The organism is Streptomyces sp. NPDC001868, assembly GCF_040297125.1.
Lineage (GTDB): Bacteria > Actinomycetota > Actinomycetes > Streptomycetales > Streptomycetaceae > Streptomyces.
Window position 1 is genome coordinate 31,840 of the sequence record NZ_JBEOYO010000043.1, and the last position, 16,052, is coordinate 47,891.

General features: G+C 68.7%; 18 protein-coding genes and 1 pseudogene. 8 read left to right on the forward strand and 11 right to left on the reverse strand.

Translation table 11 applies throughout. The features are described from left to right. Positions 1-189: 189 nt before the first annotated feature. From ABT147_RS34960 to ABT147_RS34980, 5 genes and pseudogenes are all read right to left on the reverse strand, one after another. Positions 190-978, reverse strand: a complete 789-nt coding sequence (locus tag ABT147_RS34960; RefSeq protein ID WP_351413777.1) for a peptidoglycan-binding protein — start codon at positions 976-978, stop codon at positions 190-192. Then, positions 975-1,136 (reverse strand): hypothetical protein, encoded by a 162-nt coding sequence (locus tag ABT147_RS34965; RefSeq protein ID WP_351413779.1) that lies wholly within the window; start codon positions 1,134-1,136, stop codon positions 975-977. The genes ABT147_RS34960 and ABT147_RS34965 overlap by 4 nt, the downstream gene beginning before the upstream one ends. Positions 1,137-1,164: 28 nt before the next feature. Continuing rightward, positions 1,165-1,776 (reverse strand): peptidoglycan-binding protein, encoded by a 612-nt coding sequence (locus ABT147_RS34970; RefSeq protein WP_351413782.1) that lies wholly within the window; start codon positions 1,774-1,776, stop codon positions 1,165-1,167. Between the two features lie 194 nt (positions 1,777-1,970). Further along, entirely contained in the window at positions 1,971-2,279 is a 309-nt protein-coding gene (locus tag ABT147_RS34975) for a M23 family metallopeptidase (protein WP_351413887.1), read from the reverse strand. Positions 2,280-2,375: 96 nt separating this feature from the next. Further along, positions 2,376-2,618, reverse strand: a pseudogene (locus tag ABT147_RS34980) (peptidoglycan-binding protein); the annotation flags it as partial. Positions 2,619-3,015: 397 nt separating this feature from the next. On the opposite strand from ABT147_RS34980, the gene ABT147_RS34985 reads away from it, so the two are divergent. Together ABT147_RS34985 and ABT147_RS34990 are read left to right on the forward strand one after the other, a co-directional pair. Continuing rightward, complete coding sequence (locus tag ABT147_RS34985; RefSeq protein ID WP_351413784.1) at positions 3,016-3,693, forward strand: hypothetical protein; 678 nt, start codon at positions 3,016-3,018, stop codon at positions 3,691-3,693. A 221-nt stretch (positions 3,694-3,914) separates the two neighbouring features. Continuing rightward, entirely contained in the window at positions 3,915-4,307 is a 393-nt protein-coding gene (locus tag ABT147_RS34990) for a VOC family protein (protein WP_351413787.1), read from the forward strand. 839 nt (positions 4,308-5,146) lie between these two features. Here the strand turns inward: ABT147_RS34990 and ABT147_RS34995 are convergent. Further along, positions 5,147-6,184 (reverse strand): LacI family DNA-binding transcriptional regulator, encoded by a 1,038-nt coding sequence (locus ABT147_RS34995; protein WP_351413789.1) that lies wholly within the window; start codon positions 6,182-6,184, stop codon positions 5,147-5,149. 516 nt (positions 6,185-6,700) lie between these two features. Between ABT147_RS34995 and ABT147_RS35000 the strand changes: the two genes are divergently transcribed. From ABT147_RS35000 to ABT147_RS35020, 5 genes are all read left to right on the forward strand, one after another. Then, on the forward strand, positions 6,701-6,916 hold the full coding sequence (locus ABT147_RS35000) for a hypothetical protein (protein WP_351413792.1): 216 nt from the start codon (positions 6,701-6,703) through the stop codon (positions 6,914-6,916). A 280-nt stretch (positions 6,917-7,196) separates the two neighbouring features. Beyond that, on the forward strand, positions 7,197-7,583 hold the full coding sequence (locus ABT147_RS35005) for a hypothetical protein (protein WP_351413794.1): 387 nt from the start codon (positions 7,197-7,199) through the stop codon (positions 7,581-7,583). Positions 7,584-8,028: 445 nt separating this feature from the next. Beyond that, entirely contained in the window at positions 8,029-9,108 is a 1,080-nt protein-coding gene (locus tag ABT147_RS35010) for an LLM class flavin-dependent oxidoreductase (protein ID WP_351413796.1), read from the forward strand. Between the two features lie 320 nt (positions 9,109-9,428). Beyond that, a complete protein-coding gene (locus tag ABT147_RS35015; RefSeq protein WP_351413798.1) occupies positions 9,429-9,887 on the forward strand; it encodes a PPOX class F420-dependent oxidoreductase in 459 nt (152 codons plus the stop codon). 329 nt (positions 9,888-10,216) lie between these two features. Continuing rightward, entirely contained in the window at positions 10,217-11,194 is a 978-nt protein-coding gene (locus ABT147_RS35020; RefSeq protein WP_351413800.1) for an ADP-ribosylation family protein, read from the forward strand. 95 nt (positions 11,195-11,289) lie between these two features. On the opposite strand, the gene ABT147_RS35025 is transcribed toward ABT147_RS35020, so the two are convergent. Beyond that, positions 11,290-12,276 carry a TIGR01777 family oxidoreductase gene (locus ABT147_RS35025; protein ID WP_351413803.1) on the reverse strand — a complete coding sequence of 329 codons (987 nt, stop codon included), beginning with the start codon at positions 12,274-12,276 and terminating at the stop codon, positions 11,290-11,292. A gap of 232 nt (positions 12,277-12,508) precedes the next feature. On the opposite strand from ABT147_RS35025, the gene ABT147_RS35030 reads away from it, so the two are divergent. Further along, positions 12,509-12,904: a GNAT family N-acetyltransferase gene (locus tag ABT147_RS35030; protein ID WP_351413805.1), complete on the forward strand. Its 396-nt coding sequence runs from the start codon at positions 12,509-12,511 to the stop codon at positions 12,902-12,904. 96 nt (positions 12,905-13,000) lie between these two features. Here ABT147_RS35030 and ABT147_RS35035 read toward each other — a convergent pair whose 3' ends face one another. From ABT147_RS35035 to ABT147_RS35050, 4 genes are read right to left on the reverse strand one after another with little or no spacing between them, the layout of a single operon-like run. Next, on the reverse strand, positions 13,001-13,846 hold the full coding sequence (locus ABT147_RS35035) for a class I SAM-dependent methyltransferase (RefSeq protein ID WP_351413807.1): 846 nt from the start codon (positions 13,844-13,846) through the stop codon (positions 13,001-13,003). Next, entirely contained in the window at positions 13,843-14,034 is a 192-nt protein-coding gene (locus ABT147_RS35040) for a hypothetical protein (protein ID WP_351413809.1), read from the reverse strand. Before ABT147_RS35040 ends, ABT147_RS35035 begins: the two co-directional genes overlap by 4 nt. Before the next feature lie 60 nt (positions 14,035-14,094). Then, entirely contained in the window at positions 14,095-15,930 is a 1,836-nt protein-coding gene (locus tag ABT147_RS35045; protein WP_351413811.1) for an ABC transporter ATP-binding protein, read from the reverse strand. Next, complete coding sequence (locus ABT147_RS35050) at positions 15,927-16,052, reverse strand: hypothetical protein (protein WP_351413813.1); 126 nt, start codon at positions 16,050-16,052, stop codon at positions 15,927-15,929. Before ABT147_RS35050 ends, ABT147_RS35045 begins: the two co-directional genes overlap by 4 nt.

A 16,052-nucleotide genomic window follows, 5' to 3' on the forward strand; every position in this document is an offset into this window, starting at 1 on the left:
CAGGCGTCAACGCCGCAGCAAGCATCACTCACTCATTACCGCAGTCGTCGGGCGCGTTCGGCGGTCACCGGCTTCGCGGCGCGGACGATCGCGGAGTGCATGTCGGTCACGGTGACATGGCGGAGAAGGTGAACCGTGCGGCTGTGTCGCGCATGGGACCCGGTGGCCGCGCGCGTCCGGCGAGGACGGTCAGACGTTGGGGACCCGCAGCTTGTCCCAGCTGGTCTTGCCGGGGATGCCGTTCGCGTCGTCACCCGCGAAGCCGAGCTTCCGCTGCCAGGCGGCGTAGGACCTCTCATCGCCCGGTCCCCATGTGTCGGCGTTGGCACTCGACTGGTACCGGTTGCAGTCTTCGGCGACGAGCCGATGGTGCATCGCGGCGACGATCGGCGATTTCCGTCCGGTGTGGAAGAACGACGCACCAGGGAACGGCTCGGTGTCCGGCCGGGGGTCGGGGTGGGAATTCTTGAAATGGTCGTACGCCGCCTGAGCCGCCACGAGGACCTTGTCGTAGATGTCGTCCATGTGCGGGCCGGCGCAGACGGTCGAGGACCAGCGGTGGTGGTAGAAGAGGTTGTTCTTGCTGGGGCGTTCGCCGATCACCTTGGCGAAGTTCCAGCCGGCGAGACGTGCGGCACTCCTCCAGGTGGCCTCGCCGACCTTCCAGCCGGGCGCGAGCGTCGCGTTCGCCATTTCGATGCTGATCGAGCGCTGGTTGCCGGTCACGTTGTCGACCGCCCAGGCGTACTCGTTCACCTTGACGTACTGCGCGACCTCACCTGCGGCGTCCACGTCGAAGTGGGCCGAGGCCGGACGCGTCCTCCAGACGTCGAGCAGACCGCGATGCGAGAACCGGCCGGCGTTGTGGTGCAGCGTGACCGACGTCTTCCTGTAGGACTTGTGGGTGACGTGGCCCGTCGCACTCAGCTCGTCGATGAGGTTCGAGACGTTCCGGTCGTAGGCGATGGTGGCGGTCACTTGGAGTCCTCCGTGTCGTTCTCGACGCCCTCCTCGGCGAAGGCGACGAAGTCGCTCTCGGGAAGGTCGTCGAGGTTGTCGGTTCCGGGTCCATCGCTGATGTCTGTTCTCGCGAGAGCCGCCTTCAGGTCCTTTGCGTCGAAGTTCTTCTCGGGCATGACGCCGTCCTTTCCGGCCAGAGGTGTTTCAGACGTTGGGGACCCGCAGCTTGTCCCAACTGGTCTTGCCGGGGATGCCGTCGGCGTCGTCACCTGCGAAGCCGAGCTTCCGCTGCCAGGCAGCAAAGGACTTCACATCGCCCGGTCCCCATGTGTCGGCGTTGGCACTCGACTGGTACCGGTTGCAGTCTTCGGCGACGAGCCGATGGTGCATCGCGGCGACGATCGGTGATTTACGACCGGTGTGGAAGAACGACGCACCAGGAAACGGCTCGAAGCGGGTCGGGCCGGTGGGCCCGCCATCCATGTACTGCTTGTAGGCCCCGTTCACGAACGTGGACCATTGCTTCCAGTTGTGTGCGTGCTTGATGGCCTTCGCCGTCTTGGCGTTGTAGAGCGGGTTCTTGAGCTTTCCCTCGATCCTCAGCGTGTCCGGTGGGGAGAACTGCCCCGGGTGCCTGAGGGAGCGAATCTGGAAGAGACCGATGGACGGCCCCCACTTGTTGTCGACCAGATGCTGGTCGCCGACGGCGCCCGTGTCGCCCTTGGACTCTGCCATGGCCACGGCTGCCGCGATTTTGATGTCATTGCCGGTGAACCCCGCCTCTGCGGCGAGGGCACGCAGCTCGGTCAGGCTCATTCTCATTTCTCGACGCCTCCGATTTGTTGATCGGGCGACATTCTCGATCCGGGTGCCGGGAGAAGATTTTGCCGAATTCGATGACAATTATTGTTGCGTCATCGTGCGCCGGGAACGGCCGCACCCCGCAACACAGCTGTCCCTGTTCGTATGCGGGAACGTTGACGGCCTGTCCGCCGACAACCAGTTGCCGACTACCAGTTGGGGGGCACGTCGGAACCGAAGCCGCCACCAGCCGGGCGCTTTTCGAAGTGCAGATGAGGGCCGGTGGACTTTCCGGTGGAGCCGACTTCTCCGATCTTCTGGCCGGCTCGCACGGAACCCCCGGTCACCGTGCGGTCGGAGAGGTGGCAGTACCAGAAGTCGAATCCGCCGACGCGCAGCACGAGGAAGCGGCCGAAACTGCCGTCAGTCCCGCTGCGGACAATGGAACCGTTGCGCACCGCGACGCACGACTTGCCCTTGGGAGCGGCGTAGTCCGCACCAGTGTGGTAACCCAGGATCCAATCAGGCCCTTTCTTCCGGTAGGGGGTGGTGACGCCATGTCCCGGTACGGGGGATGCGGCGCGGGCACCAGAAGCAGGGGGCGCCGCCGCCGTCGGGACGCGGAGCCGGTCCCAGGAAGTCTTGCCTGGAATGCCGTTGGCATCGGCGCCCTGGAATTTGAGCTTGCGCTGCCAGGCGGCGTAGGACTGTTGATCGGCGTCGGTCCATTCGGGACCTGGGCCCTTCCGGTACTTCCCGCACCCTTCCGCCACCAGGCGTTTACCCATAGCGTTGATCACGGGACTGCGTCGTCCCTTGTGGAAGAATGCCGCTCCTGGGAAGGGCGCCAACGCAGGCATAGCGCTCCCTCCTTTCACATGCCTCGGCGAACGCGCGGGCCGTGGCCTCGTCAACGGGTACTCCCGAGCTCACCGAGAGCCACAGAACGCTTCGGCTGCCATCAGCGCCGTCTGAACGGCCTTGAATCGCTCAGGGCGTTGGAGGCCGGCAGGCCGGCAATGGGTGGGCCAGACGGCCTGCACCGCAGCGCTCCTGCCTGGAAGACGCAGCCTCCGGGCCGTGCGTCGCTTTCCGTCACATTCGCTCTGTCTCCAGCATGGGCCCGGTAGGAGTCGTGCGCAATTCCGGTTATGCGCAGTGCGGATTCGCTGAGTATCAGTCCGTCAATGCGCTTGGACTCGTGGGGTCTTGCGTGTCGGCGCCGTTGGTGCGGCCCCCGTCCGGGCTGACGATGTGGACGCGCCCACCAATGGCCGAGTCGCTGGGGAGGTACGACGACGTGCCGACCTTGCCGCGTACCTCGACAAGTCCAGCGAGGACAAGGCACTGGAGTATGGCAAAGGCATCTGGATGCGCTACATGCTGCCCACGCGTCACTTCCTGTACTTCGGGATCCAGGTGAAGGGTGGGTACCGCTCGGGGCTTCGGCGCCTGGCGGTGGTAGTGGTTTGCTTGGGTGCGGTCCTGGTGGGGGTGCCTGTGCCGCTGTTCGTCGGGGCGGCCGGAGTCTGTTCGGAGGGGTGCAGGGTGGCGGGGTCGGTTGCGAGGCGGTCGGCGGCGACGCCGGCCGATGTGATGCGGGCGCGGGCCGAGACAGAGATCAACCTTCCCGCTTCGCTGGTGGCACTGTGGAGCGTGAGGGACGGCCTTCTCACCGAGTCCGGTGTCGCGGTGTACTCGGCCAAGGACATCGGCGAACGCAACGCTGCTTACGAAGTCGCGCAGTATGCACCAGGTTTCCTCCTCGTAGGCGATGACAGCGGTGGCCGCGGATTCCTCCTGCGTGCCGGTGACCCGGACTCCGCCGTGTTCTCCTCCGGTCTGGGCGATCTGGATCCTGCGGACTTCGAAGTCGTGTCTGCGGACTTCGCGTCCTGGATCGATTCGCTTGGTCCTGCTCCTTCCTGTTGACGAAGGGCACCCTCGGCTTCGTCTACGGTTCGCGCGGGTTGAGCCCCCGGCGCCGGGGAGGCGAGTCCGCACATTTCCGAGGTCCCCCGGATGCCGCGTCCCCGTGGGTGAAGGGTGCGCGACCATCCGGGCGTCGTCCGTGTGGCGTGCCGTCGGCCCGGGTGTGCGTGGTGTGCCCTGAGGTCAATCGGGACGGCTCACGCGTGAAGGAGATACACGGCATGTTCGGACAGGTACCGGCGTTCAGTGGTTTCGCGGTCGACGACCTCGGCGAGGCCCGCAGGTTCTACGGGCAGACTCTCGGGCTGCGAGTGGAGGAGACCGGGCAGGGAGACATGCAGACGCTGATCATCACACTTGGCGGCGGCGCGCGTGTCTTCGTCTACCCGAAGGAGACGCACACCCCCGCGACGTTCACGCTTCTCAACTTCCCCGTGGACGACATCGAGTCCGCCGTCGACGAACTGGAACGGCGCGGCGTGAACCTTGAGCGGTATCCCGAGTTCGACCACGACGAGAAGGGCATCGTCCGGGTCGGCGACGCCGGCCCTGCGGCGATCGCGTGGTTCACCGACCCCGCCGGGAACGTCCTCTCCGTGCTCCAGGAGAAGTGACGAACGAGGTGACGGCGAAGCTGCCGGATTGTCGGCCGGGATCCTGAGGAGGAAGGCGGCTGGATCCGGGTCGGGCGCAGGCGGGCACCGGCAGAGGACCTCGCGGACCGGGCACCTGCGCCCCTCACCTGGTATCTACGGGTCTGCCAAGACCGGGGCGTACGGTGCTCGAGTGCCGTCGCGAGATCGGCACCGTCACGGCCCCGGAGCTCCCCCTACCCGGACTGGGTGACGGCACGCTGCGGCTCGTCTGCCCTTCCGTATTTCCGCAGGTCAGGTACGACCTCACAAGTCAGGCAGCCCCTTGGGTGCGCATCCGGGGCGAATTCGAGGCGAATAGGGCCCGGCCCCCGGCCCTATGGCTGAGGGAGTGAGTCCGGCGGGACTGGAAGCCCGGCCGATCGGCCGAGGCGCGTGCTCCTGACGACGGGAGAGGTTGGGTGCCGCGACCCACCTCTCTCCACCAGGAGCAACCTCATGGCACGCGAGCCCCTCATCATCACCGGCGTCGCGGTGGCGGCGGTGGCCGTCGGGTCCTGCGCATCCGCCGGGTCTGGGCCGGCTCTGGGCCGGGTCTGAACGCGCCGGCGTGCGCCCCTCCGCCGGGTTGATCTCCGGCCTCGCGCGGCACCCCGGCAGGTCGAAGCGGCGATCGCTCTCCTGTCTCACCTCCGTGGTCGACGCCGAGCCCGGCACCATTGCGCTTTCGCCTCTAGCACCTGCCGGCCCGTTTCACGAAACACGCCCGCCGTCGCTGGCTCGCATCAGCATTACGGGACGGGCGGACCGCCGAGCCGCTCAGCGACCGAACCCCGCTGACGGATCGAGGTCAAGGTGGGTCACGTCGTGCCACGGACATTCAGGCTTGGCGTCAGGACGATAGGGGGTGGCAGTTCGCCCGCCAGGAGTTTGTCGACTTGGTGGATGGCCAGTTCGCCCAGCCGTCGCTTGTCGAGGTGGAGGGTGGTCAGGGGCGGGTCGACCAGATCGACGACGCTCAGCCCGTCGTAGCCGACCAGTGCGCAGTCGTCCGGTACGTGGACGCCGAGCCGGCGGGCGCCCCGGAGCGCGCCGATCGCGACCAGGTCGTTGAAGGCGACCACGGCGGTGAGGTCTGGGCGCGCGGTGTACAGCTCCTCGAACGCGGCGGCGCCCCCGGCGGGGGACTGCTCAGCCATGACGATCCAGCCCTCGTCGACGGGCAGCGCATGTTCGCCGGCGACTTCGAGGAAGGTGCGGCGCCGGACCATCGGGGCGCTCAAGCACTCGCAGTCGATCATGCCGATCCGGCGGTGACCCCGGTCGATGAGGTGCTGCACCCCGGCCCGGATTCCGGCCGCGGTGTCGATGTGGACCAACGCGTGGTTCGACGAGTCCAGCCCGCGATCGACCAGAACCAGCGGCACGGCGCCCACGTACGGCTCCAGCTGTGCGTCGGGGTGGCTGATGTAGCCGACAAGGGCGTCAACCTGTTGGCCGAGCGAGCGGACCAGCGTCAGCTCCCGGGACCGATCGTTCTCGGTGCTGGCCACGAGCACCTGCCAGTCGCGTTCGTCCGCGGCCGCGATCACTCCTGCCACGAACTCCGGGAAGAAGGGGTTGACCACGTCGGGGACGATGAGCCCGACGGATACGACGTCCGGGCGGACCAGCCCCCGGCCGAACCGGCTGGGCCGGTACCGCAACTGCCTCGCGACATCGAGTACGCGTTGCTGAGTCCCCGGGTCGATCTCGCCCTTGCCGTTGATCGCCCGGGAGACGGTCTGATGGGACACGCCTGCCGCCTGGGCAACGTCGCGGAGCGTGACACGCTTGACGGTTTTCGTACCCCGCGCCCGCTGGTCTTCCGTTTCCCGCTGTCCGGCCACGCTGCCCACTCACTTCTGTCCCTGTGTCGCCCGGTGCCCAAGTCAATCAGGTTCGTCAATCAGGTTCACCCGCCTGCCGCGCCATCACCAGCTCGGCACCGCCACGAGAGCAAGGCGGCGCCAGAACGCCATCGGCGGATCGTGAGCCGTCCGGCGGCGGGCGTTGACGGGATCTGCTTGTCTGAGCAAGAATCCCGTTAACGGTAACGTTAGCGGTAACGGAACAAGTGAAGGAGAGCGCAGTGGCTTCTTTGAGGGGCCCCCGACCGCACGAGCCCCACCCGATGTTCCGTGGCGTGTTCCGCAGCTGGCACGCGAAGGCCGACGTCTTCTCGGCGCTGCCGGACGCCCCCCTGGAGCCGGATGATCCGCAGCCTTGGTGGCGCCGACTGAGAGTTCGCACAACACCTGCCGCAGGGCCATCGGACAGGGCTCACGGAGATGAGCGAAGCGCCCCCCGCACCGACCGACGCCTGATCCGGGACGAGGCGTCGACCTCGTCGTGATCAAGGACGCCCACGGCCGATGAGCGAGCACTTCACCGTCGAACTGCCGCTGCCGCTGCCGCTGCCGCTGCCGCTGCCGCTGCCGCTGCCGCTGCCGCAGCCGCTAGTGATGAAGGCTGGAGACGGGACGACTGTTCAACCTGAGGGCGGACCGCCTCAGGTGGATCCGGGTCCGCACTCGTCACTGTCCGGTGCCGGTGTGACTGATCAGGCGGCCAGACGGGGCGAATGGTGAATGCTGCACGCCTTCACGATGCCGTAGTCGCGTCATGCGAGTGCGCGACAGACGGGCCTTGAGTGAGTGTCAGGTCCATCATGCCTGTTCGGAGGCGGTTCGCGGTAGGACGCAGAGCACGTCCGTTTGTTCTTGTGGCTGTTGGTACCGCGCGCCAGACTCGTCGTCATCCACTCCCCGGCCAACGTGTCGGCAGCCGTTCTCGGCTGTCGGCGCGGTCGCCGTGCTGTCTCACCGTGTGACATGCACGGGCCGGGGGGTGGCGTGACGAAGGGGATCGATGGATCAGGACATGGTCGTGCTGGCGAGGGTCAGGCTGCTGAGTGCCAACCGGCGGGTGGTGCGCGGTGCCGAGGGGCTGTGGATCTACCGCCTTCTGACACAGGTCGAACCGGAGACGTACGGGTCGAAGCTGGCGTACGTCCTGGTGGAGGCAAGCGCGTCGCCCCTGGTGCGGGAGTTGCCTGAGCGACGCTTGGCCCTGTTGGACGAAGCCGTGCAGGTGGCGAAGGCCCTCGATACGTCGAACCCCTACCGGGCGAAGATGCTGGCGAGGGCCCTGACTGCCAGACAGCGGGAACTGGAGGGCCGCGCGGGGGAGTCGCTCGCGTCCGAGGGGCGAGAGCATCGGGCGGCTCCTCAGGAAGAGCCGCGACTACGCGTATGACCGGGTGGCAGCCCGTGCAGGCAACCAGGGAGATCGCCATTGACCTGCGCGTCCTGACCGCTCGGCTCCGCGGCAATTTGGGCCGCCCCTAGACACCAAGACCACCTCGTCCAAAAGGACGTATGTCGGCTCAGTCGGCGTGGCCCCGCAGAATCCCTCTGCGGGGCCACGCCTGTGGGGTGTCTGGTTGCGCAACCGGGCCGGCAGCCCTCCGGCAGGGGACCAGGCCCGCCATCCGGTGCGGCGGCAGGGCATTCACGAGACACGACATGGCAGACCGAAGGCGCATCGAAGGCACATTGATGGCACATCGAAGGCACAGCGAAGGTACGTCGAAGCTCCGTTGCAGGCAGGCGACTTGGGAAGGTCATCGGCGTCCACGGACCTGCGCCGGGACCTGCGATGCTGAGCGGGTCCGATTCGACCTCGCACCTCGGAGGTTCTGATGCGTGCAGGTGTCGTTGTCGCCGCGCAACCCGGTGTGGAGGATCTCGCCGTGCGGGCCGAGGAGTTGGGCCTGCACAGTTTCTGGGTCAACGACAGCCCAATGGTCCATGGCGACCCCTTCGTCGCGCTGAGCCTGTGTGTGAAGGCCACCAGCCGGATCAGGCTCGGCATCGGGGTGACCTCACCGGCGCTGCGCTCGGCCCCGGCCGCCGCGAGCGGGCTCGTCAGCCTCAACGCGCTGGCACCGGGCCGGATCATCTGCGGCGTCGGCAGCGGGAACACCGCCCGGCGCACCCTGGGCATGCGGCCGACCACGGCGGCCAGGCTGGAGGACTTCACCGCCGCACTGCAGGACCTGTGTGCCGGACGTCCGACCGAGTACCGGGAAGGTGACCGGGTCCGCGACATCCGGTTCCTGCACACCGGGGCGCACGTGAACACCGCCGACCCGGTCGAGTTCGTCGTGGCCGCGCTGCTAGGACCGAAGGCCGCCGCCATCGCCGGCCGTCGCGGCACCGGCCTCATCTCCTTCGGCCTGCTGGACCCCACCGCCTGGCGCGCGCTGCACGACACCCGCCGCAACGCCGACCAGGGCACACCCCGCGACCCCGACTCCCACACGGGCCGCCGGGCAGACTCGTATGTGGTCACCTCGCTCCACCTGCTCGACGAGGACGAGGACCCCCACGGCGACGCGGCCCGGGACGCGACGGGTCACCTCGTCCTGTCGCTGCTGGCCTTCGCCGCCGACACGGCCGCCGACACATCCGCCCTCGTGGACCAACTCGGTTCCGAGGAACGCGAGGCGGTGCGGCGGCTCCTCGACCGGCGAGGTACCACCGCCACCGCGCCGGACCGGCACACCAAGCTCTACGCCAACTACCTCGGACGCATCGCACCACAGGACCGGGACCTGGTTCTGCCCTCGCTGATGAACGCCCTGGCCCTGGTCGGCACCCGCGACGACCTCCTCGCCCGCATCACCACCCTGGAACAGGCCGGCGTCGACGAACTCCTCATCCAGCCGGTGATCGACCCACCCTCCGAGATGGCCCTGCTCGCGGAACTCCTCACGTGAGCCGACTCGCCCGCCTCATATCCATGACCTGCACACCTACAGGATCACCACGAGAGCCTTGCCCACGGTGTGTTCGGACATCGGGTTCAGGCATCGTCGGCGTTCACGGGGAGCGTCGCTTCGTCGAGCGCAGGGCGAGCTGTTGTGGCGAAAGCGCCTAGGCGTTCGGAGACTCTGGTCAGCCCCTTCCACGTCTACATCGTCGATCAGGGCACGTGCGGCCTGAGCGGCCCTCCCTCGCGAACGCGCCTCTCTGAAACCACGGTGGCCCGGACCACGCCCCATGAAATTGCTGGGCGGCCAAGGGCGTTGATCACGTCATGACTCAAGGACCCGCTCCTCGCCCCCTGTCGGACGCAGCCCTCTCCGACCTGCTCGGCCGGCAGCAGTTCGGTACGCTCGCCACCGTCAAGCGCAGTGGCCACCCGCACCTGACCACCATGCTGTACAGCTGGGACGCCGACGCCCGCATCGTGCGGTTCTCGACGATCGCCGACCGGATCAAGGTCGGCCATCTGGGGCGCAACCCGCGTGCGGCGCTGCATGTGCAGGGCGGCGATGTGTGGTCGTTCGCTGTCGCCGAAGGCGAGGCCGAGGTCTCCGAGATCACGACGGTCCCCGGTGACGCGGTGGGGCGGGAACTGCTCGGCATCCTCTCGCGGGCCGCCGAGCCCGAGGACGAAGCCGCGTTCCTGGAGCAGATGGTCGCCGAGCGCCGAGTGGTCATCCGGTTGAAGGTGGACCGGTTGTACGGAACAGCGCTCGACATCGACGGCTAGGTACCCGCTGGGTACCGGTGGCGTGGGCGGGGTCCCGCACCGCCGAGCTTCGGCCGGCGCGGGGCCCCATACCTCGTTCGCCTCTCCGGCTGGAAGAACACCGGCGTCCAGCCCTCGGTCCGTTCCCGGCACCGAACGGACGAGCCGGTCAGCGGCAGGTCGTGTTGAGGCTTCATGGGCCTGGCGCCGGGGGAGGGGGCCGCAGTTGGAAGTACGGGCGTGGGTGCGGCATCGTGATGTCGCGGAAGATCGTCGTCGCGGAAGAGCGGCGTCGTGGAAGGTCGGCGTCGCGCCGTCGCGCCGTACGCAGAGGAACTGGGGGACTTCGGATGGTCGGGAAGAAGAGCGGGAACTCGGCAGGCCGGGCCCGTGTCGAGGAGCGGTTCCTTCGGGACTGGGGATTCGAACTGCCTGATTCGATCTTCCGGTTCTCGGACTTCCTGGAGTCCCTCGGCCCCGTGGAACAGCAAGCCCTCCGGGAGCTCGACGTGTCCCCGGCCGGCATCATGGACCTCTTCGCCGACGCCGGTCTGCGGCCGCGTGACGGCATCGACGTACGGGTGCACGGCCGTTACTACCGCGACCCGCCCGAGTTCCTGACCTTCATGCACGCCGGTTCCGACGGTCTCCACCACGGTCTGTGGTTCGACGACGGCCGCACCTGCCGTGGAGTCGCCTCCTACTACAACAACGACGGCGACGGGATCGACACGACCGCGGCGACACCGCTGGAGGCGCTGCGCGCGATCCTCGAACGCCACTGGCGCGACCTGGACGACGATGTGCAGGACGAGGAGGTGTCCGCGCGCAAGTCCCGCCTGGGCCTGCTGCGCGAGGCACTGACCGGGGTGGAGACCGGGGGCCGGCCCGAGGTGGGCATCGCCTACTCCATGGCCTACGACGCGGTCGTCCCGCCCGTGGACCCCGGCCGGCTGACCACGCTGGACGGTGCGGGCGCCCTGGCGGTGGGGGAGACGGCGCTGGACCGTCCTGCCCATGGCCGGGCCGACGAGTACAAGTTCGCGACGTACATGTATGACCTGTTCGAGGACAGCGACGCGCTGGACGCGGGCGTGCGGGAGGCCCGGCGCCGGTGCGCGGCGGGCGATCCGGCGGAAGCGCTGGTCCTGGGCCGGGACCTGCACTGGGCGTCGGGTGGTGACCCGGCCCGCGAAGCACTCGCCAACGAACTCCTTGTGATGGCCTATCGCGCGGTGGGGCGCCCCTCGTTGGCGGAGGTGGCCGACGCGCACCACCGGCACCGTTCCCTGCCCCGGGTGAATGTCCTGGAGACGAAGGTGCCGTGAGCCGTGAGCCGTGAGCCGTACGGCGATTGCCGTTAGCCGTACGGCGATCGGTTGTTGCCGAGCCGGAACCGCTTCGCTTCCTGGCGAGAGGTCGGCTACGCGGTGCGGCTGCTCGATTCACGGGTCCGGCCCGATGCCGTACGAACCGGCTTGGCCCGCTGGACGAGGGAGGCGGCGGTGCGTTCCCAGTCGGGATGGGCGAAGTCGAATCCGGCCGCGCGCAGCCTGCCCGGGATCACTCGGCGGCTCTTGAAGAGCAGTTCCGTGTCCGAGCGCAGTGCGAAGGCCCCCAGCTCGGCCATCCAGCGTGTCGCCGGAAGCCCCACCGGGACGCCCCAGGCTTTGCGCAGCGACCGCATGAAGTCGCGGTGCGGAACGGGGCTGGGCGAGGCGAGGTTCACCGGCCCCTCGATGTCGTCCCGGGCGATCAGGAAGTCGACCGCTCGTACGAAGTCCTCGTCGCCGATCCAGGAGACGTACTGCGTGCCGCCGGCCACCGGACCGCCGAGCCCGAGTCGTGTCAGCCGCGACAGTATGTCGAACACACCGCCCCGGTCCGGGCTCATGACCATCGCCGTCCGCAACGCCACCTTGCGGGTCGCGGGAGTCGGGGCCTCGGCCTGTGCCCGCTCCCAGTTCTTCGCGATCTCGACGCTGTACGCCCAGTAGTCCGGCACCCCGGCCTCCGAGCCGCCGATCACCCCGGTCTTCTCGTCATGTGCCGTGTCGAAGCCGTGGGCGTAGATCGTCGCCGTACTCATCTGCAGCCAGACGCGCGGCGGCCGTGCGGCGGCGGCGATCGCCTCGCCGACCACCCGGGCCGAATCCACCCGGGAGTCCATCATGGCCCGCATGTTCTCCGGGGTGTAACGGCAGGAGACGCTGCGCCCGGCCAGGTTGATCACGACATCGCAGCCGTCGATCGCCGAGGCCCAACGTCCGAGCGTGGCCCCGTCCCAGCCGATGTCGTGCGCCCGCGTGGGGCGCCGGGTGAGCACGGTGACCTCATGGCCGGCCGCTGTCAGCGCACGGTCGAGAATCACGCCCACCTGTCCGGTTCCTCCGGGCAGCACTACCTTCATCGAACCCCCTCGGCTCCGCTCGGCATCAGGGTAGCTCTTCTTTTTGAACGCGTTCAACTCTGTTGCTCCCTGGACGAGACGCACGGCACCGGGGCGGGCGCCTCCGGGCCGCTCGGCCTCGAAGTCCTGGACGGGCTCCTCGGGGGCAATATGGCCATGACCATGGGCATGGCCTGGTGATGGGTTTTCAATCCGTCAGTGATCATTCGGCGGTGGTCACTACGATCGAGGCGTGACGATCGAGTACGAGTGGCGGGGCGACTTCGACAACGCCTCTCTCAACGCGCTGCACGCCGACGGCTTCGGCCACCCGGTCGGCCGGACCGAGTGGCGGGCACGGCTGGAGCGGCACAGCCTCGGCTGGGTGTGCGCGTGGGAGGACGGCGCTCTGATCGGCTTCGTGAACGTCGCCTGGGACGGGGGAGTCCATGCGTTCGTCCTGGACACGGTGGTCGCACGGCATCGCCGGACGCGGGGTGTCGGCGCGGAGTTGGTCGCCACCGCGGCCCGCGAAGCCCGTGCCGCGCGGTGTGAATGGCTTCACGTCGACTTCGAGGAGCGGCTGCGGTCGTTCTATGTCGATGCCTGTGGGTTCAAGGAGACAGCCGCGGGTCTGATCGCTCTGTGACACAGGCGACGCCGGGCCGGAGGCGAGGCGGGAGAAGTGGTGAGGGGGCCGGGCCGGGGAGATGTCCCGGCCCGGCCCCCTCACTGTCCCCGGGCCTCAAGGCTTGACGTACGTGCAGATGGCCAGGGGGGAGGTCGGGGCGTACGGGGGCGTGTCGGTGGGCCAGTCGCCGAAGCGGTGTTCGGGGTGGAGGCCGGCGGTGCGGGCGTAGGTGTCGAGCTCCTCCGGGGTGGTCAGGCGGGAGACCTCGGTGCCGACGCGGGTCGTGCCGTCGGACTCGTACCAGACGTGGGAGAGGTGCCACAGCGACCCCTCGGGCAGGAGGAGGGAGTGGCTCTGCAGGCCGGTGCCGGGCTCCGGGTAGGGCGTGAAGTACGTGGCGCGGGCGCGGCCTTCGTGCAGGGCGAGGACGGCCGGCTTGTTGTGGGTCTCCACGACGAGCCGGCCGCCGGGAGTCAGCAGGTCGGCGGCGCGCTGTACGGCCTGCCGCTGCTCCTCGGGGGTCAGGAGCATCGACAGGGTGGCGCAGATGGCGTAGACGAGCCCCACGGTGCGGTCGGCGGTGTAGGTGCGGATGTCGGCGTGTACGGGCTCGACGGGGGTGTCGTCGGTCAGGTTCCGGCGCAGCAGGCCGAGCATCTCGGGGGAGGAGTCGACGCCGGTGATCCGGCCGACGCGGCGCGACAGCGGGAGCGCGATCCGTCCGTTGCCGACGCCGAACTCGACGGTGCCCGAGGCCGGGTCGGGGTGGAGCGAGACCAGGCGTTCGACCTCGGCGGTGACGGACGCGTCGTCGGGGAAGAGGCGGTGGTACCAGTCGTCGAACTGCCGGCCGTAGCCGATGTCGTCGATGATCTCGCTCGTGGTGGGAGGGGTGGGAGGGGTGGGAGGGGTGGGAGGGACGGACGGGGCGGACGGGGCGGACTTCGTGGGTGTGTTCATCGGTGTTGGCTCCGTTTCTTGGGTGGGGTGGTCCTCGGATGGGCGTTCCTTCTGGCCTGTGAGCAGGCGCCGAGCAGCACCACGAGCGCGGCGCCGATGACGGCGGGGGTGCTGACGGCCCGGGTGGTGATCAGGAAGCCGACGATGCCGAGGGCCACCACGAAAGGGATCAGCAGGAAGTCGTTCATCAGGTTCTCCTGTCGGTGGGTCTGTTCTCCCGAACTCTGTTCTCCTGTGGGGTTCTTGGGTCAGGACGCCACGTCGCTGAGCGCCTGGAGCCGGGCGAGCCGGCGGTAGAGGTCGCTGTGCCGGTGGAGTTCGTCGTGGGTGCCGACGGCGTGCACCTCGCCCCGGTCGAGTACGACGATCTGCTGGGCCTCGGTGACGGTGGACAGCCGGTGGGCGATGGCGATGACCGCGCAGAAGTCGGAGATCATGGCGATGCTGTCGCGCAGCGCGTTCTCCGACTCGGTGTCGAGGTTGGCGGTGGCCTCGTCCAGCAGCAGGAACCGGGGCGCCTGCAGCAATGTACGGGCGATGGCGAGGCGTTGCCGCTGACCGCCCGACAGACCGGCGCCCCGGTCACCGAGTTCGGTGTCGAGGCCGAGCGGCAGCGCGGCGATCACCTCGGTCAGGTTGGCCATGCGCAGCGCCTCGGCGATGTCCTTGTCACCGGCGTCCGGCGCGCTGTAGGTGAGGTTCTCCCGGACGGTGCCGCGCAGCAGGGTGTGGTCCTGGTCGACGTACCCGACGACGGACCGGAGTTGGTTCAGCGGCAGGTCGGTGATGTCCGTGCCGTCGATACGGATCGCCCCGGACACCGGGTCGAAGAGCCGCTCGATGAGCTGGAAGACGGTGCTCTTGCCGGCGCCGGACGGGCCGACGACGGCGGTGAGACCGGTGGCGGGGACCTTGAAGGAGACGTCGTCGAGGACGACCTTGTCGCTGCCCGGGTAGGCGAAGGTCACCTTGTCGAAGGCGAGACCGCTGCCGTAACCGCCCCCGGGGGCGCGGCTGCCGCGCTTGCGCTCGGTCCGGGGCTCCGTCCGCCGGTCGCCCTCCACCTCGATCCTGCCCAGCTCCGCCAGACGGTCGATCGACGCCCGGCCGACCTGGAACTGCGCGATGGACGTGAACAGCGTCAGCAGCGGGGCCACCAGATAGAACAGGTAGAGGATGAACGCCGTCAGGTCGGCGGCGGTCATCTCGCCGGTCGCGGTGCGGGCCGCGCCCAGGGCGATGACGACGGTCAGGGCGAGCTGGGTGCCGATGCTCATGGTGGGGTCGAGGAGCGACGACAGCACCGTCACCTTGATCCCGGACTTGCGGGCCTGTTTCGCGATGTCCGCGATGCCCTCCGCCTCCCGGCCCTCGGCCCGGGACGCCTTCACGGTCGGCATCGCGCCCAGCACCCGCATCAGCGCGGAGCCGAAGTTGCCGGTGTCGGTCTGGTTGGTGATCGACACCTTCCGTACCGCGCGGGCCAGCCAGAGCGAGATGACGCTGGTGATGCCGAGACAGCCCACCGTGGCGAGGAGCAGCACCTCGTCGACCCATGCCATCAGCGCGATACCGCCGACGACCAGGAAACCGTTCTGGATGATGCTGTCGATGGCGTGCGTCATCGTGGTGCGGGCGAGGAGCGTGTCGCTGACCATCCGGGCGAACACATCGCCCTGCTTCCAGCCGCTGTACGCCCGGAACCGGGAGCGCAGCAGCCGGGCGGCGAGATTGCTGCGGATGTCGTAGACGATGTTCTCCCCGGCCAGCCCGATCACGTACGAGTGCAGGGCGCCGAAGACGGCGTCGGCGATGAAGAGGGCCGCGCCGATCAGGATGGGGCCGGTGATCGGCCGTCGTTCCTCCACGGCGGCGACCAGTTCGCCGATGATCGCGGGCTGGGCCAGCGAGGTCGCTGCGCCCACCAGGCCCAGCAGGATGCCCAGCACGATCAGTCCCCGGTGCCGGCCGAGCGCCTGCCACGGTTTGGCGCCCTTGCCCCACAGCAGATGGAGATGGAGCTGCGGAACCGCCCGGTGCACGGCCCGCGGCCTGGTCGGGGGCCGCGTGCCGGCGGGCTTCATTCGGTGTCACTCCCGTCCTGCTTGCGCTCGCGTACGACCTGGACGTACAGCAGGGCCGCCCTGATGAAGCCGAACCCGACGAGCGCGAGGCCGCTGAGGAAGAAGGGGTTGTCGAGGCTCAT